Source organism: Saccharopolyspora elongata, from assembly GCF_004348985.1.
In the GTDB taxonomy this organism is placed as follows: Bacteria; Actinomycetota; Actinomycetes; order Mycobacteriales; family Pseudonocardiaceae; genus Saccharopolyspora; species Saccharopolyspora elongata.
This window is the reverse complement of the sequence record NZ_SMKW01000010.1, coordinates 40,319-59,353: the sequence shown is the minus strand read 5'-3', so window position 1 is coordinate 59,353 and position 19,035 is coordinate 40,319. Positions and strand designations below refer to the sequence as shown.

Sequence of the window (19,035 nt, the reverse complement as noted above, 5' to 3'; positions counted from 1 at the left end):
GATCATGACCGCTCAGCACGGCCCGCTGGTGACCGGAATGCAGGTCGTTCCCGTCGCGGGGCACGACAGCATGCTGCTCAACCTCAGCGGGGCGCACGCCCCGCACTTCACCCGGAACCTGGTGATCCTCACCGATTCCGAAGGCCGCACCGGGGTCGGCGAGGTGCCCGGCGGGGAACCCATCCGCATCACCTTGGAGGAGTCCCGGGACCTGGTGGTCGGGCAGCCGGTCGCGCGATACCACGCCGTGCTGGCCGGCGTGCGCGACCGCTTCGGCGAGCGGGATTCCGGCGGCCGCGGCACGCAGACCTTCGACCTGCGCGTCGCGGTGCACGCCGTGACCGCCCTGGAATCCGCGCTGCTCGATCTGCTCGGCAAGCACCTCGGCGTGCCGGTCGCGGAGCTGCTCGGCGACGGCAAGCAGCGCGACGAGGTGCCGGTGCTGGGCTACCTGTTCTTCGTCGGCGACCGCGCCAAGACCGACCTGGCGTACCGAGCCCCGGCCGACGAGCCTGCCGACGCCGACGACTGGTCGCGGCTGCGCCACGAGGAGGCTCTGACGCCGGATTCCGTCGTCCGGCTGGCCGAAGCGGCGCAGGCACGCTACGGGTTCCGCGACTTCAAGCTCAAGGGCGGCGTGCTACCCGGGCCTGCTGAGATCGAGGTCGTCACGGCGCTGGCCGAACGGTTCCCGGAAGCCCGCATCACGCTCGACCCCAACGGCGGGTGGCTGCTGTCCGAGGCGATCGACCTGTGCCGGGGCCTGCGCGACGTGCTCGCCTACGCCGAGGACCCGTGCGGCGCGGAGCGCGGGTACTCGGGACGGGAGGTGATGGCGGAGTTCCGCCGGGCCACCGGGCTGCCCACGGCGACGAACATGATCGCTACCGACTGGCGCGAGCTCGGCCACGCGATCCGCGCCGACGCCGTCGACATCCCCCTGGCCGACCCGCACTTCTGGACTATGAGCGGCTCGGTGCGCGTCGCTCAGCTCTGCGACGCGTGGGGCCTGACGTGGGGTTCGCACTCGAACAGCCACTTCGACGTGTCGCTGGCAATGTTCACCCACGTCGCCGCGGCGGCGCCCGGCGACATCACGGCCATCGACACGCACTGGATCTGGCAGGACGGCCAGCGGCTCACCCGGCGGCCGCTGGTCATCACCGGCGGCCGGCTACCGGTGCCGACCGCCCCGGGGCTCGGCGTGGAGCTCGACATGACCCGGGTGGCCGAGGCGAACGAGCTCTACCGGGGCGAGGGCCTCGGCGCCCGCGACGACGCGCTGGCGATGCAGTACCTCGTCCCGGGCTGGACCTTCGACAGCAAGCGCCCGGCCCTCGACCGGTAAAACCCGGTCAGCCGAGCAGCTTTGCGAGGAACCAGCCGACCCTGCTCACCTTGCGGATTCGCGGGTTGTCGGCCACACCGTGGATCTCCCACTGCTGGCCGCAGACGTCGCACCGCCACAGGCCGATCCGGCTGGTGTCGGGTTCGCAGGGGTGGCCTCGGCGCCCTCGTCTCATGCACCGATGAGATCACAACGGGTGCCCGGGATGGTCCCGATCGGTTCCGGAAGATCGGGTGAAACCGTGACTTTCGGCCTTACCGAGCGTGCACGGAAACGCCGTAGCGTCATCGGCGGTGTTGCACGTCGGGGAGAGGAGCACCAGGTGACGCTGCGGGAGATGGTCGAGCAGATGGAACAGCGCTGGGAGGAGCTGAACACCCTGCGCGCGAGCCCGGACATGTACGGCAGCGAGAGCCTGGACGGCCAGCTCTCCGAACTGGAGCTGTGGCTGCTGCGGATGCACCGCCTGACCGCTGCGAGCCCCGCCGCATGACGGGCGCGCCGGGGGTGCGGATCAGTTGACCTGCCGGTCGCGGGGGGCGAGCTTGTCGAGCAGGCGGAGCAGCTCGGCGCGCTCGGCCGGGGTGAGCCGGTCGAGCAGTTCGATGTCCACCCGGTCGGCGATCGGTTCGACGACGCGCAGTTCGGCCTCGCCGATTGGGGTGAGGCGCAGGAGGCGGCGGCGCCGGTCGGCGTCGTCGACGGTGCGGTGCACCAGCCCGCGTTGCTCCATCCGGACCAGCAGGGAGGCGAGGGTCGCCTTGTCGATCGCGGCCCGCTGACCGAGCTGCGCCTGCTCGATGCCGGGGTTCGCCCGGATCGCATTGAGCACCGCGTACTGCGGTTTCGTCAGGTGCGGCAGGCGGGACTGCCAGCTCGACGTGTGTTCCTGCATGGCGCGGCGCATGAGGTGGAAGACGGCGTTGTCCAGCTCCACGTGGGCGTCACTTCCGTCGGGTCGGCGAACGGGGTGTGCGAATCCTAGTCCAAACGGCCCAATTCGCGGCCGATATCCGGAACTTCACCGGTCTGGATTCCGGTCGAGGTCGCAGGTGCACGGGTCCTGGCAGGCGTGGTTCAGGCCCGGCAACGGGTACGTCTCGACACGCCGGGAGCGGTCGATGGTCAGCCACGCCAGCACGCCGCCGGCCGCGCACATGACCGCGGAGATCAGCATGGCCTGCCCGAAACCGGGGCCGAGCGGAGCGCCCGCGCCGGTGTGCGACAACCCGGCGATCACCGGGAGCACCGCGACCGCGAGGAGGCCCGCCAGCCGGGACACCGCGTTGTTCACGCCGGAGGCGACACCGGCGTTGTCCGGGCTGACGGAGGCGAGCACCGCCGAGGTCAGCGGCGCCACGGTGATGGACAGGCCGACGCCGAACACCAGGACGCCGGGCAGCACGCCGCTGAGGTAGGTGCTGCCGGGCACCGCCCAGGTCAGCAGCGCCAGGCCGACCCCGCAGACGATAGGGCCGATGCTCATCGGCAGGCGCGGTCCGGTGCGCTGCGCGAGCGCGCCGACGCGCCCGGACACCAGCAGCATGATGATCGTGATTGGCAGCGTCGCGATCCCCGCAGCGAGGGCGGTGTAGCCCATCGACTGCTGCAGCTGCAGCGACAGCAGGAACAACGCGCCGCTCAAGGCCGCGTAAACGGTGAAGGTCGTCAGGTTCGCGCCGGTGAACTGCGCGGAGCGGAACAGCGACAGCGGCAGCAGCGGGTCCGGGTGGCGCGACTCGATCAGCGGGAACGCGACCAGCGCGGCGACACCCACCACGGCCGCCGCCGCGCTGGCGGCGTTCCACCCGTTCGTCGGGATCTCGATCAGGGCGTACACGGCACCGGTCAGCCCGACGGTCACGGTGATCGCGCCGAAGACGTCCAGCCGCCCGGCGGCGGCCGGGCCGCGGGATTCCGGCACGTGCCGCAGCGCCAGCAGTGCGGCCGCCGCGATGGGGACGTTGATGAAGAACACCCACCGCCAGGACGCCGCGTCCACCAGCCACCCGCCCACGAACGGGCCGATCGCCGAGGCCACGCCGGTCAGCCCGGCCCAGCGGCCGACCGCCTCGCCGCGGTCGTCGCGGCGGATCGTGGAGTTGATCAGCGCCAGGCTGCCGGGCACCAGCAGGGCGCCGCCGACGCCCTGCAGCAGGCGGGCGGTGATCAGGGCCGCGCCGTTCGGAGCCAGGCCGCAGCCCAGCGAAGCCAGCGTGAACAGCACCAGGCCGAGCGTGTAGACGCGGCGGCGGCCGTAGCGGTCCCCGAGCGCACCGCCGAGGAGCAGCAGCGCGCTGAGTGTGAGCAGGTAGGCGTCCAGCACCCACTGCAGGACGCTGAGGTCGCCGCCCACGTCCCGGCCGATCGCCGGCAGCGCGACGTTGACGACGGAGCCGTCCAGGAACGCCACCCCGGAGCCGAGGATCGTGGCGAAGATGATCCAGCGGCCGGACTGGGAGCGAAGGGCTGTGGCGGCGGTCACCGCCCGACCATAAGGGGCGGGCCCAGGCCACGCCGTTGATCACCTGGTCCCCGGCGTGAAAGCCACCGGCAGGTGCTTGATCCCGTTGATGAAGTTCGACACCAGGCGCTCGACCGGCCCGGCCACCCGCAGGTCGCGCATCCGCCACAGCGCCTCGCGGTAGAACGCCCGCAGCTGCAGCCGGGCGAAGTGCGCGCCCAGGCAGACGTGCGGGCCGTTGCCGAAGGCGACGTGGTCGTTGGGCGCGCGCCGGATGTCGAAGCGGTGCGGGTCGGGGAACCGCCGCTCGTCGAAGTGCGCCGAGCAGTGGAAGATCACGACCTTGTCCCCGGCGGCGATGCGCCGACCGCCGAGTTCGGTGTCGGCGGTCGCGGTCCGGCGGAAGCTGAGCACCGGCGGGTGGTAGCGCAGCGTCTCCTCCACGGCGGAGTCCAGCAGCCCGGGGTCCTCCAGCAGCAGCCGCAGCTGATCGGGGTTCTCGGCGAAGGCGAGCATCCCGCCCGGCAGCGCGCTGCGCACGGTGTCGTTGCCCGCCACCGAAAGCAGGAAGAAGAACATCTCCAGCTCGGCGTCGGCCAGCCCGCGCCCGCCCGGCTCGGCGGTGGCCAGCGCGGTCATCACGTCGTCGGCCGGGTTCCGGCGCTTGAACGCCGCGAGGTCCTGGGCGAAGGCGAACATGTCCGCCAGCATCGCCGGGGAACGCGGGTTGACCGGCTTGCCGTCCGCGTCGCGGACCACCTCGGAGTGCTCCGGGTCCTGGTAGCCGATCACGCGGTTGGTCCACTCCAGCAGCATCCGCCGGTCCGACTCCGGCACGCCGAGCAGATCGGCGAGGTTGCGCAGCGGGTAGTCGTCGGTGACCTCGGCGGGCAGGTCGCACTCGCCGCGCTCGACGACGCCGTCGACGAGCAGGCGGGCCCGCTCCGCGACCTCATGCCGGAACCGGTCGATCCGCCGGGGCGTGAACGCGCGGCTGACCAGGCGGCGCAGCCGCCCGTGCTCCGGCGGGTCGAGGTTGAGCATCATGCTGCGGATGAACGGCAGGTCCGCCGGGTTGGGATCGCGGATCTGGGTGGCGCCCAGCCAGGACGAGTACGTCGCGGCGGACTTCAGCACCGCGACGACGTCGGAATACCTGGTGACGGCCCAGAATCCGGGCCCGGAGGGCCAGTCGCCGATCTCGTGCTCCTCCTGGCGGCTCACCGGCGCGTGCCGTCGCAGCCAGGCGAAGTCGTCATGCGGCACGCCGTCGGCGTACCTGCGCGGGTCGAACACGTCCGGAACGTGGGCGGGCGCTGCCATTCGCGACTCCTTCACCGCAGCCGTTGCAGGCCTACTCTGGCCGCGGCGCGCGACCTCGTCAACGCCCGCCTCCGGTCCGAAGTGGACTATCCGGCTACCGGCACCGCCAGCCCGGGGGCGGGCAGCTGCGAGCCCGCGGCGTCCGGGGCGTAGCGGCGCAGCAGGTCCAGGCCGATCTGCGCGCGGCGCACCCGCTCCCGGCCGAGCGCCACCGCCGTCGGCGTCAGGTGGGTGCCGCTGGGGTAGATGTTCGGCGCGTTGCGCAGCCCGAACTTGACGTGCACCGGGGCCGCGACGCGCACGATCTCGGCGATCTCGAAGTGCCGGACGAAGCCGCCCATGTCGTCGGGCGCCTCGACGTAGACGTCCAGCGGCAGGTCGGTGGCGGCGCGGATGGCGGCCAGCTGCCCGATGCTGAGGTCGGTCGGCACGTTGTAGGTGTCGGCGCCCAGGTCCTCGGCGATGCGCACCGAGGCGGGGTTCGCCAGTCCCATCTGGACGCTGATCTTGAACTGCAGGTCCGGCGGCAGGTCGCCGGCCGCGCGCATCGCCGCGGCCACCTTGAGCACGCCGAGATCGGTGATCAGCACGCTGCGGATGCCCGCGTCGGCGGTGCGGCGGATGTCCTCCAGGACGTGCACCAGCTGCTCGGTGCCGCGCGCCTGGGCGGCGACCGGCCCGCCGGCCGGGGCGGTCGCCATCGGGCTGGTGTCCCACCCGGCGACCGGCCGGGCGAACAGGCTCAGCTCGACCGACCGCCCGGCGGCCGTGGCGGCCATCGCGCGCAGTTCGTCGTCGGTGAGCAGCATGCCGCCGCTGCCCTGGGAGATGCGGTGCACCGGCACCCGCCGGGCGTCCGCCGCGTCGAGCACCGCGTCGAGCACCTCGGGTCCTTCGGTGCTGGGGATCTCCACCCGGTACTGCGCGCCGTCCGGGAACCGCTTGGTGCTGGTGGTGGGGGAGTCGTCGGTGGGCAGTCCCTGGGACCGCAGGAATTCACGTGTCTGGCGCACCGGTAGCTCCGTCCGAAATGTCGAACAATGTTCGTCAAATCGTATGGTCGGCCGGACCGGGTGGTCAAGGACTCTCGGCTCGCCGTGGTCGATATCGGATACGATGTTCGAAATATCGGTCAACGGGCCGACGAGTTCCGACAGGGGGAAGTACGCGTGGCACGAGCGGTACCTGCCGTGGAACGGGCCTTCGACGTCCTGGAGCTGTTCCTGGACGCCCACGAGCTGAGCGCGCCGGAGATCACCGCGCAGCTGGGCCTGCCGCGGACCACGGTGCACGAGCTGGTCGGCACGCTCAGCGAGCGCGGCTACCTGATGCCCGCCGGTCGCGGCAGCAACCGGTTCCGGCTGGGCGTGCGCGGTTTCCAGCTCGGCGCGGCCTACGCCGAGCGGCTGGACCTCGCCCGCGAGGGCCAGCTCGTCGCGGAGGAGATCGCCGAGCGCTGCCAGGAAACGGTGCACGTCGGGGTGCGCGACGGCACGGACGTGCTGTACGTGGCCAAGGTCGACAGCAGCCACCCGGTCCGGATGGTCTCGGCCGTGGGCCGGCGGCTACCCGCGCACTGCACCGCGCTCGGCAAGGCGCTGCTAGCGGCGCTGCCTCGCGCCGAGGTCGACGAGCTCTACGGCAGCCGCCGCCTGGAGGCGATGACCGAGCACAGCATCACCACCCGCAAGGCGCTGCGCCGGGAGCTCGACGCCATCGCCGAGGGCGGCGTGGCAGGGGAGTACTGCGAGTCCAACGAGTCGGTGGCCTGCGTCGCCGCGCCGGTGCGCGACCAGTCCGGCGAGGTGGTGGCCGCGATGAGCATCTCGGCGCCGATCCTGCGCTGGAACGACGAGACCGAGGCGGCGCTGCGCGAGCTCGTCGCGGAAGGCGCGTCGGCCCTCTCCGAACGCCTGGGCCACACCGGTTCCTGACCCCGCACGGGCGGCAGCCGGGAAGGCTGCCGAGGTTCCGCTCCGCCGCCGCGCGGGTCGATCTACCGGATCGTCGTTCAGTGCCGGACGATCACGACCGGGCACTTGGCGTGCTGGGCGCAGCGCTGGCTCACCGACCCGAGCAGCGCGCCGTAGAAGCTGCCGTGGCCGCGGCTGCCGACCACCAGCAGGTCGGCGCCCTCGGAGGCGTCGAGCAGCGTCTGCGCCGCGTGCCCGTGGGTGAGCTCGCGCTGCACCGGGACCGCCGGGCTGAGCTCGTGCTCGATCTCGTCGACGGTGTCGGCCAGGCTCTTGCGCGCGGCCTCCTCGAAGTCGTCCGGCGGCATCGGGCCGCCTTCCCAGCTGTAGAAGGCCGGGAACTCCCACGAGGTGATCGCGTGCACCGCGGCCCCGGAGAGCGCTGCCTGCTGCAGCGCCCACCGCAGGGCGCACTTGGACGAATCCGAGCCGTCCACCCCGACGACGATCCTGTGCTGGGTTCCGCTGTTCATGGCGGTGGCCTCCGGTTCCGCGATCCGCTGTGGCGGGCTCAGCCGCCGGCCCGCTCGACGAGCTCGTCGGACAGTTTCCGCAGCCGCGCCCTGGCCTGCCCGTCGTAGGCCTGTTCGAGCGCGCGGCAGGCGCGGGTTCCATGGAAGTACTCCCCGGTCACCTCGTCCAGTCCCGGGTCCGCGACCAGCCGCATCGTCGCCGCGACGCCCTCGGCCACCGTGGTCACCGGGCTCACCCCGGCCTCGCGGACCATCGCGGTGTTCATGTAGGTCGCCGGATGCAGCGCGTTGACCGTGACGCCGGTGCCGCGCAGCTGCTCGGCCAGGTCGAAGGTGTACATGATCTGCGCGAGCTTGCTCTGCGCGTACGCGCGGTAGCCGAGGTAGTTGCGGACCAGCATGGGGTCGTCGAAGTCGATCGGGTGCTGCCCGGCCGAGGCGACGTTGACCACCCGGGCCGGCGCCGAGAAGATCAGCAGCGACTGCAGCAGCCGCGTCAGGTGGTACCCGGCCAGATAGTTCACCGCGAACCGCAGCTCGATGCCGTCCGCGCTCTCCTCCCGGCCGCTGTCCGGCGGCCCGGAGCCGACGCCCGCGTTGTTCACCAGCACGTCCAGCCGGTCGCAGCGCAGCCGGACGTCGTTGGCCAGCCGTTCGACCTGGCGGAGCTCGGCGAGGTCGGCGACCAGCACGCCGAGGCGGTTCGATCCGGTGGCCGCCGCGATCTCCGCGCGCGCCGCTTCGGCGCGCTCCGCGCTGCGCCCGTGGATCAGGACCCGGGAACCGGTCTCGGCGAGCCGGTGGGCCAGGGCCCGGCCGAGCCCGCCGGTCGCGCCGGTGATCAAGATGCAACGCTGGCTGGGGTCGCGCACGGCTCGCTCCGAACTGTCGGCGGTGATTACGACCAGTGTGCGGACGTGCGCCGGGAAATGTCATTCCCGCGTGCCGGAGATCCCCGGCCGAGGTACCACGAAAGCGTTGTGTCGCAAGTCTATCTCTGAGGAAGTCGAGATGGGCGGTACGGATAGTGCGGTCCTTACCCGAGTGGGTGCTTGTCACTGTCCGTAACGCGCGATACACCTGGGAACGGTGTGGCGTTTCGCCGCACCCGGAACTCGCCGAGGGAGCAACCATGACCACCAACGAGGAGAGCTCCACCGGACGCTATCTGGTGCTGCTGGAAGACAACTCGACGATCATCGGGACCCGCGAGCTGACGCGGCTGACGGGCATCCGCTGCGCCAACACCGCCGACGCGGCGGGCGCGGCGCCGGGCGAGCTGTTCCGCGGCGCGGGCGGGATCGTGCTGCACCAGCTCGGCATCGCGTTGGTCAGCGCCGACGCCGAGCAGGCGGCGGCCCTGACGAACGCTGCCCGGGAGAGCGGCCCGATCGCGGCGTTCGAACCGGAGCGTCGGGTGTTCGCCATCGGCGCGGAACCAGCCGTCGCGGACGGCGAATTCACCTGGGGCCTGCAAACCGTGCGCGCCGACCGCGCGCAGCCCACCGGCAAGGGCGTGCGGGTCGCGGTGCTCGACACCGGCCTCGACCTCAAACACCCGGACTTCGCCGGCCGGGACATCGTCACGGGCTCGTTCGTGGAGGGCCAGGACGTGCAGGACGGCCACGGGCACGGCACGCACGTGATCGGCACTTCCTGCGGGCCGCGCACCTCGCAGGCCGGGCCCGGCTACGGCATCGCGTCCGAGGCCAGCATCTACGCGGGCAAGGTGCTCGGCGACGACGGTTCGGGCTCCGACAGCGGCATCCTCTCCGGCATCGAGTGGGCGATTTCCAACGGTGCCGCGGTGGTGTCGATGTCGCTCGGCGCGCCGACGCAGCCCGGCGAGGCGTTCTCCGCGGCCTTCGAGCGGGTCGCGCAGCGCGCGATGGAACGCGGCACGCTGATCATCGCCGCGGCCGGCAACGAGAGCGAGCGCGCCGCCGGGAAGATCGCGCCGGTAGGCCACCCGGCCAACTGCCCGTCCATCCTGGCCGTCGGCGCGATCGATTCGCAGCTGCAGATCGCGGACTTCTCCAGCGGCACGGTCGACGAGATCGGGCAGGTGGACCTGGTCGGTCCCGGCGTGGACGTCTACTCGAGCTGGCCGGGAGCGGAGCGCTACCGGAAGCTCAGCGGCACCAGCATGGCCACGCCGCACGTCGCGGGTGTCGCGGCGCTGTACGCGCAGCAGCACGCGGAGCGGGCGTGGGGGCTGTGGGCGCGGCTGTCGCAGACCGCCCGCCGGCTGCCGCTCGCGTCGACCGACGTCGGTGCGGGTGTGGTCCAGGCGCCGTAGCGGCCGGAGGTCGCCGCGCGGTCATTCGTCGAGGATGGCCTGCGCGGCGACCTTCGCGCAGTTGCCGAGGTCCTCTGCGGCGGCCGCCGCTTGGTCGAGCACGACGTGCAGTTCGGACGGTTCGGCGGAGTTCGGCGTCTCGTAGGCGGCGGCCAGCATGTCGAGCTGCCGGGCCAGCCGGGCGCCCGCCGCGGTGACGGCCAGCAGCGCTTCGCGGGCCGCGGCGGTTTCGCCCGGCTCCCGGCCCTTGCGGGCGGCTCGTTCCAGTTCCCGGCCGGCCTGCGAGATCACTTCGCCTGTCGTGCCGACGTCCTGCCAGCGCGACGGCGTTTCGCTCTCCATCTGGTTTGCCCCCCACAAGCACCCGTTCGCCCGCCCGGGTCAGCTCCGCTGCAGCGCCCGCTCCAGCTCCGACTTCGTCATCTTCGAACGGCCTTTGATGCCGGCGCGCTGGGCGTCCGCGTAGAGCTGCTGCTTGGTGCGCCCGCCCGGACCGGAGCCGGATCGCAGCCCACCGCGGCGCTGCGGCGGGATGTCCTGAGTGGCGGTCCTGCTCTGCTGCCTGGCTTCGCCGCGCTGCGCGCGGTTCTTGTTGACCGTCCGCGCCGCGATCTCCTCGGCGCGGTCCTCGGTGCTGCCGCGCTCGATCGCCTGGTCCTTGATGTGCTGGTACTGGCGTTCCTCCGTTGCGGTCCAGCTCTGCTGCGGCATGCCGTTCACCTCGCCTCCGCACGACTTCGGACGTGCTTCGCGTACCCCGTGCGGGCGTCGGTCACACGTGTCAGCGGCGGGCGCGGAGGCGCGCGGCGGCGACGGAGCCGAGCGCTCCGGCGGCGACCTCCAGGCGGCGCGGGCCGGAGACCGCGAGCCGCTGCCGGAACACGTCGTACCCGGATTCCACGATGCGGTCCAGGATCTCGCCGTACAGCGTGAAAGCGGTGCGCACGCACGGCCGGGACCACGGCGCGAGCAGCGCGATGCCGGGCTCCGCGGCGCGGTACTTCGAGCGGGTGCGCGCGACCTGGTCGGCCAGCGCGCGGCGCACCGGGCGGTCCGGGCGGCCCGATTCCCGGCACCAGGCCAGCCGGTCCCGGTCCACGCCGAACACCGCGAGCTCCTCCATCGGCAGGTAGACCCGGCCGCGGTCGAGGTCCTCGCCGACGTCGCGCAGGAAGTTGGTGAGCTGGAAAGCGCCGCCCAGCGCCGCGGCGTAGGGCTCGGCCTCGTCTGCCGGGCACACCGTGCCGAGCACCGGGAGCAGCTGGAGGCCGATCACCGCGGCCGAGCCGTGGATGTAGGCGTCCAGCGCCGCCCGCGTCGGGTAGGCGCGGACGGTCAGGTCCATCCGCATCGAGGCCATGAAGTCGGTGAACAGCGCCGGGTCGATGCCGTGCCGGGCGACGGTGTCGATGAGCGCGGCCAGGATCGGGTCGTCGCTGGACCCGGCGCGCAGGCCCGCGCGCAGCTCGCCGTCCAGCCGGTCCAGCGCCTGCTGCCGGTCCGCCACGGTCCGCTGCCGGTCGGTGTCGTCGACGATGTCGTCCACCCACCGCGCGAAGCCGTAGAGCGCGTGCACCGAAGGCCGCTGCCGCGGCGCCAGCAGCCGGGTCGCGAGGAAGTAGGTGCGCCCGTGCGCGGCGTTGAGCATCCGGCATCGCTGGTAGGCGGGGCGCAGCTGCGGCCGGACGCCCGCGGCGTCGAGCTCGCGGCGCGCCGCCACTCGCGGCCAGGTGCCCGTGTCCATACCGGGAATCTCAGCACACGGAGTGCGCGAGCGTGCGCACGGTGGGCATCCGCGGTGAACCCGGTCACTACTGTCGGAGTCCTCTTAGGACTGTTCGGCCGGCCCGCTGCGCTCGCCCGGCGGGGTTCCGCCGAGGCCGCTCTCGGCCAGGGCCTCGTCGAGGCCGTCGAGCAGGACCACGCCCAGGGTGTTCGCGACCGAGCCGGAGGCCAGTTCGCTGCGCAGCCGGAAGGCGAGCAGCCGTACCCGGCGCGGATCCGGCCGGTCCTGCCGCACGGCCTCGCCCAGCCGCCGGGCGATGAGTTCGATCTCGGCGGTGTCGCCGTAGCGCGCGTGCACCGTGGGCAGCGCCAGCAGCACGACCTTGGCCACCCGGCTCAGCCCGGTGAAGTCCGGGCGCTCCGGCGGAGCGGGCGCCGGCTGGGCGGGCACCACGGGGTCCGCCGGGCGCTCGTCGAGCACCGCGACCGACTGCGCCCTGGCCCACGAGCCGATGTCGCCGCCGTGCCTGCCCGCGCAGATCAGCCCGGAGCCGGTCAGCCCGGCGCGGGCGGGCGCGCCCTGCGATCCGGTGCCGCTGGTGGCGATCAGCTCGTGCTCGCGCAGCGTCTGCACGACGTCGGCGAGCTCCGCCCACGACGGCTGCAGCGCGGCCGCCACGGCCGCCGGGCTGGCGAAGAAGTCCGCGATCTCGGGCCGGAAGCGGTCGTCCTCGTACAGGTATCGGAGGAAGGCGCGAGCGATCGACTCAAGCCTGGACACGGTTGGCCTCCAGAGTGCTCGTCCAGGGTGCAGGGCGAGAGGGAGGGCGGACCCGGGTCCTGCCGAAGACCGCAGAACGCACCGGCGCGCAGCCGGTTCCGGATTTTTGGTGCCGCTGTCCCCAGTTTCAGCGGATCCGCCGTGCGGCCGCCGGGTCCCGGGCGGCCACATCGGAGGAGCGTAAGCGGACCGGGGCCGTGATCGCAGGGGTCTTTCGTCACCCACAAGCTGGGGATTTCGACGCCGCCGCGTGACTGTCCACTGTGTTCAACTCGGCCGGGAACCGTGCCGCTGCGGCGAACGTGACGGGAGTTGCTCGGGGGACCGCCGGTCGCGACCCACATCCAAGTCACGACCGACGGCCGGTAGCGCGCACGAAATCCCCTCTGCGTTCCGCGCGCGCGGCGGGCGCTCCAGATCGCCCACGGGATCGAGACCCGCGGGCGAGATCATCATGACGCCAAGATCTGGAACTTATTTCGCGCGAGTTGCGGGGGCCTCCGGCACGCGGTCGTCGGCGCCGGTGCGCAGCCCGTCGAAGGCGATCTTGGTCACCGCGTCGGCGACCTGCGCGGCCCGCAGGCCGCGGCTGGGCCGGTACCACTCGATGATCGAGTTGACCATGCCGAACAGCAGGCGGCTGGTCAGCGCCGGGTCGACGTCCGGGCGGATGCTGCCCTCCGCCTCGGCCTGCCGGACCAGCTCGCTGACCACCTGGTCGAACTCGCGGCGCCGGGCCAGCGCCTGCCGCTCGACCTTGGTGTTGCCCCGCACCCGCAGCAGCAGCGTGACGAACGGCAGCTCGTCGACCAGCACCTCGATGCTGCGCCGGACCACGTGTTCGAGCCGGTCGATGGCCTTGCCGGTGGTCGACGCCGCTTCCTCGGTGACCGCGAACAGGGCGTCCAGGGCCCGGTTGACGCTCAGCCGCAGCAGCTCGTCCTTGCTGGACACGTGGTAGTAGATCGCCGACTTGGTGATGCCCAGCCGCTGGGAGAGGTCCTCCATGCTGGTGCCCTCGTAGCCACGCTCGTTGAACACCCGGACGGAGACGTCCAGCAGTCTGCCGAGGTCGTAGCCCGGCCGACCTCGGCGATTCGCGCGACCAGCGTTCCCCGACATGGCTCGCAGTATTTCAGCCGGCCGAGCGGGGTTCGCGGCGGTCCACCACGCGGCGCAACTTGCCCACCGAGCGCTCCAGCGTGTCCGGGTCCACCACGGCGACCTCGGTGCTGACGCCGACACCGTCCTTGATCGCGCGGACCAGTTCGGCGGCGGCGGGTTCGCGGCGGTCGGCGGGGCAGTCGGTGCGCGCCTCTACGCGGACCGCCATCTCGTCCATCCGGCCCTTGCGGGTGAGCACCAGCTGGAAGTGCGGCGACAGCCCAGGCGTGCGCAGCACCAGCTCCTCGATCTGGGTGGGGTAGACGTTGACGCCGCGCAGGATGATCATGTCGTCGCTGCGGCCGGTCACCTTCGCCATCCGGCGCATCGGCCGGGCCGTGCCGGGCAGCAGCCGCGTGAGGTCCCGGGTGCGGTAGCGGATGACCGGCATGGCCTCCTTGGTCAGCGAGGTGAACACCAGCTCGCCCTCGACGCCGTCGGGCAGCACCTCCTCGGTGAACGGGTCGATCACCTCGGGGTAGAAGTGGTCCTCCCAGATGTGCAAGCCGTCCTTGGTCTCCACGCACTCGTTGGCCACGCCGGGCCCCATCACCTCGGACAGGCCGTAGATGTCGACCGCGTCGATGTCCAGCCGCTCCTCGATCTCCTGCCGCATCTGCTCGGTCCACGGCTCGGCGCCGAAGATGCCGATCTTCAGCGACGTGCTGCGCGGGTCGATGCCCTGGCGCTCGAACTCGTCGACGAGGGTGAGCAGGTAGGACGGAGTGACCATGATGATCTCGGGCTTGAAGTCCTGGATGATCTGCACCTGCCGGGCGGTCATCCCGCCGGAGGCCGGGATCACGGTGCAGCCGAGCCGCTCGGCCCCGTAGTGCGCGCCGAGCCCGCCGGTGAACAGGCCGTACCCGTAGGCGACGTGCACCTTGTGGCCCGGCCGCCCGCCGGCGGCGCGGATGGAGCGCGCCATCACGTCGGCCCAGACGTCCAGGTCCCGCTCGGTGTAGCCGACGACGGTCGGGTTGCCGGTGGTGCCGCTGGAGGCGTGCAGCCTGCGGACCTGCTCCATCGGCACGGCGAACATGCCGAACGGGTAGTTCTCGCGCAGGTCCTGCTTGGTGGTGTGCGGGAACTTCGCCAGGTCGGCCAGGCTCCGGCAGTCCTCCGGGCGGACGCCCGCCGCGTCGAACTTGTCGCGGTACAGCGGCACGTTCTCGTAGGCGTGGCGCAGGGTGTGCTGCAGGCGCTCCAGCTGCACCGCGGCGAGCTCGTCGGCGGAGTACCGCTCGGCGGGGTCGAGATCGGCCGGGTCCGGCGCGGCTCCGAGCCGGCGCGGGGCGCCCGTTGTCGCGGTCATGGCTTGGCTCCCTCGGACTGGTTCTCGGACGAGCCGTTCAGCGTCCGGCTGTGGCCCCGGAATTCGGCGATCGGCTCGTCGTCGCGATGCACCGACACGTCGTAGATCCCGCTGCGGCCGAAGCGGGTCCGCTCCTCGGCGCGAGCGACCAGCAGGTCGCCGACGCGGACGGGCCGCATGAAGGTGATGTCCGCGCGCGCCGCGACGGTCGTCGGGCCGTGGCTGTTGCAGGCGCAGGCGAAGGTCGTGTCGGCCAGCAGGAAGATGTAGCCGCCGTGCGCGATCCCGTGGCCGTTGACCATGGCGTCGGTGATCCGCATCCGGGCGAGGGCGAACCCGCTGCCGGTCTCGACGAGCTCGATGCCCAGAGCCCGCGAGGCGCGGTCGTCGTCGAACATGGCCTGGGCCGGGTTGCGCGTCGTCGCGCCGGGCTCCTGCACTGGGGTTCACCGCCTCGTAACCGAACGAATAGTCGGTAATTAATACTGCGCCGCCGGACGCTGTCAAGGGTTCCTGCCCGGGCCGGTGTTTCTGGCTCGGTACAGCAGAATTTAGCTGCATCGGGTGGTGTGCGACACCGGTCGCCGGTGGTACTTTTTCGAACGAACGGTCAGTTAAAGAACGAGCCGGAGGAGGTCGGGCCGCATGGCTGCCCTGCGGAGCTACGTCAACGGTGCCTGGCACGCGCCAGCGGACAACGGGGTGCCGTTGCGCGATGCGGTGACCGGCGAGGAGGTCGCACGGGTCTCTTCGGCGGGGATCGACATGGCCGCGGTGCTGGCCCACGGGCGCGGCAGCGGCGGCCCGGCGCTGGCCGAGCTGACGTTCCACCAGCGAGCCGCGTTGCTGAAGAGCCTCGCGTCGCACCTGCGCGAGCACCGCGAGGAGCTGTACGCGCTGTCGGCCCGCACCGGGGCCACGCTCGGCGACTCCAAGTTCGACATCGACGGCGGCATCGGGGTGCTCTTCGGCTACTCCAGCAAGGGCCGCCGGGAGCTGCCCAACAGCACCGTCTACGTCGACGGCGCGGTCGAGCCGCTGAGCAAGGGCGGCACGTTCGTCGGGCAGCACGTCTGCACGCCGCTGCAGGGCGTCGCGGTGCAGATCAACGCCTTCAACTTCCCCGTGTGGGGGCCGCTGGAGAAGTTCGCGCCCGCGTTCCTGGCCGGGGTGCCCAGCCTGATCAAGCCGGCGAGCCAGACCGCGTACCTCACGCACCGGCTGGTGGAGCTGATGCTGGGCTCCGGCCTCCTGCCCGAGGGGTCGCTGCAGCTGATCTGCGGCAGCGTCGGCGACCTGTTCGAGCACCTCACCGACCAGGACCTGGTGTCGTTCACCGGCTCGGCGGCGACGGGGCAGCGGTTGCGCGCCCACCCGGTGGTGGCGGCGAACTCGGTGCGGTTCAACGTGGAGGCCGACTCGCTGAACTGCTCGATCCTGGGCCCGGACGTCGGGCCCGGCACCGAGGAGTTCGACCTGTTCGTCAAGCAGCTGGTCACCGAGATGACGGTCAAGGCCGGGCAGAAGTGCACCGCGATCCGCCGGGCGCTGGTGCCGGCGAACCGGATCGACGACGTGGTGGCGGCCGCCAAGGCGCGGCTGGAGAAGGTCGTCGTCGGCAACCCCGCCTCGCCGGACGTGCGGATGGGCGCGCTGGCGAGCCTGGAGCAGCGCGAAGAGGTCCGCCGCTCGCTGAAGGCGCTGCTGGAGGCCGGGACCCTGGTGCACGGCGACCCCGAGCGCGTCGAGGTCGTCGACGCCGACCCGGAGCGCGGCGCGTTCCTGCCGCCGCTGCTGGTCCGCTGCGACGACCCGGACCAGCCGCAGCCGCACGAGGTGGAAGCGTTCGGCCCGGTGAGCACCCTGCTGCCGTACGAGACGACGGCGCAGGCCGTGGAGCTCGCGCGGCGTGGCATGGGCAGCCTCGCTGGATCCGTGGTGACCGCCGACGCGGAATTCGCCCGCGAAGTGGTGCTGGGGGCGGCGTCGCGGCACGGCCGGATGCTCGTGCTGAACCGGGAGAACGCCGGGGAGAACACCGGGCACGGCTCGCCGCTGCCCGCGTTGGTCCACGGCGGGCCGGGCCGGGCCGGCGGCGGCGAGGAGATGGGCGGCGTTCGCGGCGTGCTGCACCACATGCAGCGGACCGCGGTGCAGGCCGACCCGGCGACGCTGACCGCGATCACCGGGCAGTGGGTGCCCGGGACTCCGCGCAACACCACCGAGAAGCACCCGTTCCGCAAGCACCTCGACGAGCTGCGCATCGGCGACACGGTCGTCGCCGGGCCGCGCACCGTGACGCTCGAGGACGTCGAGCACTTCGCCGAGTTCACCGGCGACACCTTCTACGCGCACACCGACGAAGAAGCGGCGAAGGCCAACCCGTTCTTCGACGGCCGGGTCGCGCACGGCTACCTGGTGGTGTCCTTCGCCGCCGGGTTGTTCGTGGACCCGGACCCGGGGCCGGTGCTGGCCAACTACGGGCTGGAGAACCTCCGGTTCCTCACGCCGACCTACCCGGGCGACGAGATCACCGTGACGATGACCGCGAAGCAGATCACGCCGCGGGTCGGCGCCGAGCACGGCGAGGTCCGCTGGGACGTGGACGTGACCAACCAGGACGGTGCCTCGGTGGCCAAGTACGACGTGCTGACGCTGGTCGCCAAGCGGTCGGGGAAGCAGGAGGCATCATGACCAGCACGGTGGACCGGCTCGGCGACGCCGGGCTGCAGGAGCACTTCGACGAGCGGATCGCGCACGATCAGCGCATCGAGCCGCGGGACTGGATGCCGGAGGGCTACCGCAAGACCCTGGTGCGCCAGATCGCCCAGCACGCGCACTCCGAGATCATCGGCATGCAGCCGGAGGGCAACTGGCTGACCAGGGCCCCGAGCCTGCGGCGCAAGGCGATCCTGCTGGCGAAGGTGCAGGACGAGGCCGGGCACGGGCTCTACCTGTACTCGGCGGCCGAGACGCTCGGCGTGGACCGCGCGGAGCTGACCGAGAAGCTCATCACCCGGCGGCAGAAGTACTCGTCGATCTTCAACTACCCGACGCTGACCTTCGCCGACATCGGCGTCATCGGCTGGCTGGTCGACGGGGCGGCGATCTGCAACCAGGTGCCGCTGTGCCGCAGCTCCTTCGGGCCCTACGCGCGGGCCATGGTGCGGATCTGCAAGGAGGAGTCGTTCCACCAGCGGCAGGGCTACGAGCTGCTGATGACGATGATGCGCGGCACCGACGAGCAGCGGGAGATGGTGCAGGACGCCACGAACCGCTGGTGGTGGCCGTCGCTGATGATGTTCGGCCCGCCGGACGCCGACTCGCCCAACACCCAGCAGTCCATGGCGTGGCGGATCAAGCGGCACACCAACGACGAGCTGCGGCAGAAGTTCGTGGACATGTCCGTGCCGCAGGCGGAGGCGCTGGGCGTCGCGCTGCCCGATCCGGCGCTGCGCTGGAACGACGAGCGCGGGCACTACGACTTCGGCGAGCCGGACTGGTCCGAGCTCAAGCGGGTGATCGCCGGGCACGGGCCGTGCAACGAGGAGCGGCTGGTCCGGCGCCGGGCCGCGCACGAGGAAGGGCAGTGGGTGCGCGATGCGGCAGCCGCCCACGCCGCCAAGCACGCCGCACGCGAGGAGGTCGCGCGATGAGTTCGGACGCCGAGACCGGTGCGCCGCGGTCCGCGTGGCCGCTGTTCGAGGTTTTCGTCCGCGGCAAGCGGGGTTTGAACCACGTCCACGTGGGCTCGCTGCACGCCGCGGACGAGGAGATGGCGCTGCACAACGCGCGCAACCTGTACACGCGTCGCAACGAGGGCGTGAGCATCTGGGTGGTCCGGGCGGACGCGATCACCGCGTCCAGCCCGGACGAGAAGGACCCGTTCTTCGCGCCCAGCGGCGACAAGGTGTACAGGCACCCGACGTTCTACCGGATCCCCGACAACGTCCCGCACATTTGAACCCTCTCCCGCGTGAACGCGGGAGATTCCTGGCTCAGACTGCTTACTTGCCTAGCAGACAAGCAAGTCTGACGTCGTCAACGCCAGCCGGGACGGAACCTGCCCGGCCCTCAACCGAAGGAGGTTTTGGTGCTGGCTTGGTTCTCACTCAGCACGTTGATCAGCATAGCCGGTTGCTACGCGACCGGACACGAGGGATCGGCTAC

The 19,035-nt window shown here is 71.9% G+C and carries 21 protein-coding genes; 7 read left to right on the top strand and 14 right to left on the bottom strand.

Annotated elements, in window-relative coordinates:
- Positions 1 to 4: 4 nt before the first annotated feature.
- Positions 5 to 1,348 carry an enolase C-terminal domain-like protein gene (locus E1288_RS10355; RefSeq protein ID WP_132483709.1) on the top strand — a complete coding sequence of 448 codons (1,344 nt, stop codon included), beginning with the start codon at positions 5 to 7 and terminating at the stop codon, positions 1,346 to 1,348.
- Between the two features lie 7 nt (positions 1,349 to 1,355).
- On the opposite strand, the gene E1288_RS46850 is transcribed toward E1288_RS10355, so the two are convergent.
- Positions 1,356 to 1,523, bottom strand: a complete 168-nt coding sequence (locus E1288_RS46850; RefSeq protein ID WP_165968063.1) for a hypothetical protein — start codon at positions 1,521 to 1,523, stop codon at positions 1,356 to 1,358.
- Between the two features lie 147 nt (positions 1,524 to 1,670).
- Between E1288_RS46850 and E1288_RS46845 the strand changes: the two genes are divergently transcribed.
- Complete coding sequence (locus E1288_RS46845; RefSeq protein ID WP_165968058.1) at positions 1,671 to 1,841, top strand: hypothetical protein; 171 nt, start codon at positions 1,671 to 1,673, stop codon at positions 1,839 to 1,841.
- Positions 1,842 to 1,862: 21 nt separating this feature from the next.
- On the opposite strand, the gene E1288_RS10350 is transcribed toward E1288_RS46845, so the two are convergent.
- From E1288_RS10350 to E1288_RS10335, 4 genes are all read right to left on the bottom strand, one after another.
- On the bottom strand, positions 1,863 to 2,285 hold the full coding sequence (locus tag E1288_RS10350; RefSeq protein WP_165968062.1) for a MarR family winged helix-turn-helix transcriptional regulator: 423 nt from the start codon (positions 2,283 to 2,285) through the stop codon (positions 1,863 to 1,865).
- Positions 2,286 to 2,369: 84 nt separating this feature from the next.
- Positions 2,370 to 3,833, bottom strand: coding sequence for an MFS transporter (locus tag E1288_RS10345; RefSeq protein WP_132483707.1), 1,464 nt, complete (start codon positions 3,831 to 3,833; stop codon positions 2,370 to 2,372).
- Between the two features lie 39 nt (positions 3,834 to 3,872).
- On the bottom strand, positions 3,873 to 5,135 hold the full coding sequence (locus tag E1288_RS10340) for a cytochrome P450 (protein WP_132483705.1): 1,263 nt from the start codon (positions 5,133 to 5,135) through the stop codon (positions 3,873 to 3,875).
- An 86-nt stretch (positions 5,136 to 5,221) separates the two neighbouring features.
- Positions 5,222 to 6,148 (bottom strand): U32 family peptidase, encoded by a 927-nt coding sequence (locus E1288_RS10335; protein WP_132483704.1) that lies wholly within the window; start codon positions 6,146 to 6,148, stop codon positions 5,222 to 5,224.
- A 156-nt stretch (positions 6,149 to 6,304) separates the two neighbouring features.
- On the opposite strand from E1288_RS10335, the gene E1288_RS10330 reads away from it, so the two are divergent.
- Complete coding sequence (locus E1288_RS10330) at positions 6,305 to 7,069, top strand: IclR family transcriptional regulator (RefSeq protein ID WP_132483702.1); 765 nt, start codon at positions 6,305 to 6,307, stop codon at positions 7,067 to 7,069.
- 77 nt (positions 7,070 to 7,146) lie between these two features.
- On the opposite strand, the gene E1288_RS10325 is transcribed toward E1288_RS10330, so the two are convergent.
- Both E1288_RS10325 and E1288_RS10320 read right to left on the bottom strand, forming a co-directional pair.
- Complete coding sequence (locus tag E1288_RS10325; protein ID WP_132483700.1) at positions 7,147 to 7,581, bottom strand: universal stress protein; 435 nt, start codon at positions 7,579 to 7,581, stop codon at positions 7,147 to 7,149.
- Between the two features lie 38 nt (positions 7,582 to 7,619).
- The gene (locus tag E1288_RS10320) at positions 7,620 to 8,426 is read right to left on the bottom strand and encodes an SDR family NAD(P)-dependent oxidoreductase (protein WP_235883464.1); all 807 of its coding nucleotides are present in this window, start codon (positions 8,424 to 8,426) and stop codon (positions 7,620 to 7,622) included.
- Positions 8,427 to 8,713: 287 nt separating this feature from the next.
- On the opposite strand from E1288_RS10320, the gene E1288_RS10315 reads away from it, so the two are divergent.
- Positions 8,714 to 9,880 carry a S8 family serine peptidase gene (locus tag E1288_RS10315; RefSeq protein WP_132483696.1) on the top strand — a complete coding sequence of 389 codons (1,167 nt, stop codon included), beginning with the start codon at positions 8,714 to 8,716 and terminating at the stop codon, positions 9,878 to 9,880.
- 21 nt (positions 9,881 to 9,901) lie between these two features.
- Here the strand turns inward: E1288_RS10315 and E1288_RS10310 are convergent, their stop codons facing one another.
- The 7 genes from E1288_RS10310 to paaI form a co-directional block, all read right to left on the bottom strand.
- Positions 9,902 to 10,222 carry a hypothetical protein gene (locus E1288_RS10310; RefSeq protein ID WP_132483694.1) on the bottom strand — a complete coding sequence of 107 codons (321 nt, stop codon included), beginning with the start codon at positions 10,220 to 10,222 and terminating at the stop codon, positions 9,902 to 9,904.
- Between the two features lie 39 nt (positions 10,223 to 10,261).
- Entirely contained in the window at positions 10,262 to 10,591 is a 330-nt protein-coding gene (locus tag E1288_RS10305) for a plasmid stabilization protein (RefSeq protein ID WP_132483692.1), read from the bottom strand.
- 70 nt (positions 10,592 to 10,661) lie between these two features.
- Positions 10,662 to 11,624: a phytoene/squalene synthase family protein gene (locus E1288_RS10300; protein WP_132483690.1), complete on the bottom strand. Its 963-nt coding sequence runs from the start codon at positions 11,622 to 11,624 to the stop codon at positions 10,662 to 10,664.
- 84 nt (positions 11,625 to 11,708) lie between these two features.
- A complete protein-coding gene (locus tag E1288_RS10295) occupies positions 11,709 to 12,386 on the bottom strand; it encodes a hypothetical protein (RefSeq protein WP_132483688.1) in 678 nt (225 codons plus the stop codon).
- 474 nt (positions 12,387 to 12,860) lie between these two features.
- Complete coding sequence (locus tag E1288_RS10290; protein ID WP_132483686.1) at positions 12,861 to 13,508, bottom strand: TetR/AcrR family transcriptional regulator; 648 nt, start codon at positions 13,506 to 13,508, stop codon at positions 12,861 to 12,863.
- A 13-nt stretch (positions 13,509 to 13,521) separates the two neighbouring features.
- Positions 13,522 to 14,865, bottom strand: coding sequence for a phenylacetate--CoA ligase PaaK (gene paaK / locus E1288_RS10285; RefSeq protein ID WP_132483684.1), 1,344 nt, complete (start codon positions 14,863 to 14,865; stop codon positions 13,522 to 13,524).
- Positions 14,862 to 15,263, bottom strand: a complete 402-nt coding sequence (gene paaI / locus E1288_RS10280; protein ID WP_132483854.1) for a hydroxyphenylacetyl-CoA thioesterase PaaI — start codon at positions 15,261 to 15,263, stop codon at positions 14,862 to 14,864. The genes paaK and paaI overlap by 4 nt, the downstream gene beginning before the upstream one ends.
- A gap of 247 nt (positions 15,264 to 15,510) precedes the next feature.
- Here paaI and paaZ point away from each other — a divergent pair, with 247 nt between their 5' ends.
- From paaZ to paaB, 3 genes are read left to right on the top strand one after another with little or no spacing between them, the layout of a single operon-like run.
- Positions 15,511 to 17,559 (top strand): phenylacetic acid degradation bifunctional protein PaaZ, encoded by a 2,049-nt coding sequence (gene paaZ, locus E1288_RS10275; RefSeq protein WP_132483682.1) that lies wholly within the window; start codon positions 15,511 to 15,513, stop codon positions 17,557 to 17,559.
- Complete coding sequence (gene paaA, locus E1288_RS10270; RefSeq protein WP_132483680.1) at positions 17,556 to 18,521, top strand: 1,2-phenylacetyl-CoA epoxidase subunit PaaA; 966 nt, start codon at positions 17,556 to 17,558, stop codon at positions 18,519 to 18,521. The genes paaZ and paaA overlap by 4 nt, the downstream gene beginning before the upstream one ends.
- Positions 18,518 to 18,829: a 1,2-phenylacetyl-CoA epoxidase subunit PaaB gene (gene paaB, locus E1288_RS10265; protein WP_132483678.1), complete on the top strand. Its 312-nt coding sequence runs from the start codon at positions 18,518 to 18,520 to the stop codon at positions 18,827 to 18,829. Before paaA ends, paaB begins: the two co-directional genes overlap by 4 nt.
- The last annotated feature ends 206 nt before the right edge of the window (positions 18,830 to 19,035 follow it).

Bases quoted from the DNA above. Each gene is read 5' to 3' on its own strand.
- paaZ (WP_132483682.1), top strand. From the start codon at position 15,511: ATGGCTGCCCTGCGGAGCTACGTCAACGGTGCCTGGCACGCGCCAGCG.
- paaA (WP_132483680.1), top strand. From the start codon at position 17,556: ATGACCAGCACGGTGGACCGGCTCGGCGACGCCGGGCTGCAGGAGCAC.
- E1288_RS10305 (WP_132483692.1), bottom strand. From the start codon at position 10,591: ATGCCGCAGCAGAGCTGGACCGCAACGGAGGAACGCCAGTACCAGCAC.
- E1288_RS10290 (WP_132483686.1), bottom strand. From the start codon at position 13,508: ATGTCGGGGAACGCTGGTCGCGCGAATCGCCGAGGTCGGCCGGGCTAC.
- E1288_RS10315 (WP_132483696.1), top strand. From the start codon at position 8,714: ATGACCACCAACGAGGAGAGCTCCACCGGACGCTATCTGGTGCTGCTG.
- E1288_RS10355 (WP_132483709.1), top strand. From the start codon at position 5: ATGACCGCTCAGCACGGCCCGCTGGTGACCGGAATGCAGGTCGTTCCC.
- paaI (WP_132483854.1), bottom strand. From the start codon at position 15,263: ATGTTCGACGACGACCGCGCCTCGCGGGCTCTGGGCATCGAGCTCGTC.
- paaB (WP_132483678.1), top strand. From the start codon at position 18,518: ATGAGTTCGGACGCCGAGACCGGTGCGCCGCGGTCCGCGTGGCCGCTG.
- paaK (WP_132483684.1), bottom strand. From the start codon at position 14,865: ATGACCGCGACAACGGGCGCCCCGCGCCGGCTCGGAGCCGCGCCGGAC.
- E1288_RS10300 (WP_132483690.1), bottom strand. From the start codon at position 11,624: ATGGACACGGGCACCTGGCCGCGAGTGGCGGCGCGCCGCGAGCTCGAC.
- E1288_RS10325 (WP_132483700.1), bottom strand. From the start codon at position 7,581: ATGAACAGCGGAACCCAGCACAGGATCGTCGTCGGGGTGGACGGCTCG.
- E1288_RS10310 (WP_132483694.1), bottom strand. From the start codon at position 10,222: ATGGAGAGCGAAACGCCGTCGCGCTGGCAGGACGTCGGCACGACAGGC.
- E1288_RS10340 (WP_132483705.1), bottom strand. From the start codon at position 5,135: ATGGCAGCGCCCGCCCACGTTCCGGACGTGTTCGACCCGCGCAGGTAC.
- E1288_RS46850 (WP_165968063.1), bottom strand. From the start codon at position 1,523: ATGAGACGAGGGCGCCGAGGCCACCCCTGCGAACCCGACACCAGCCGG.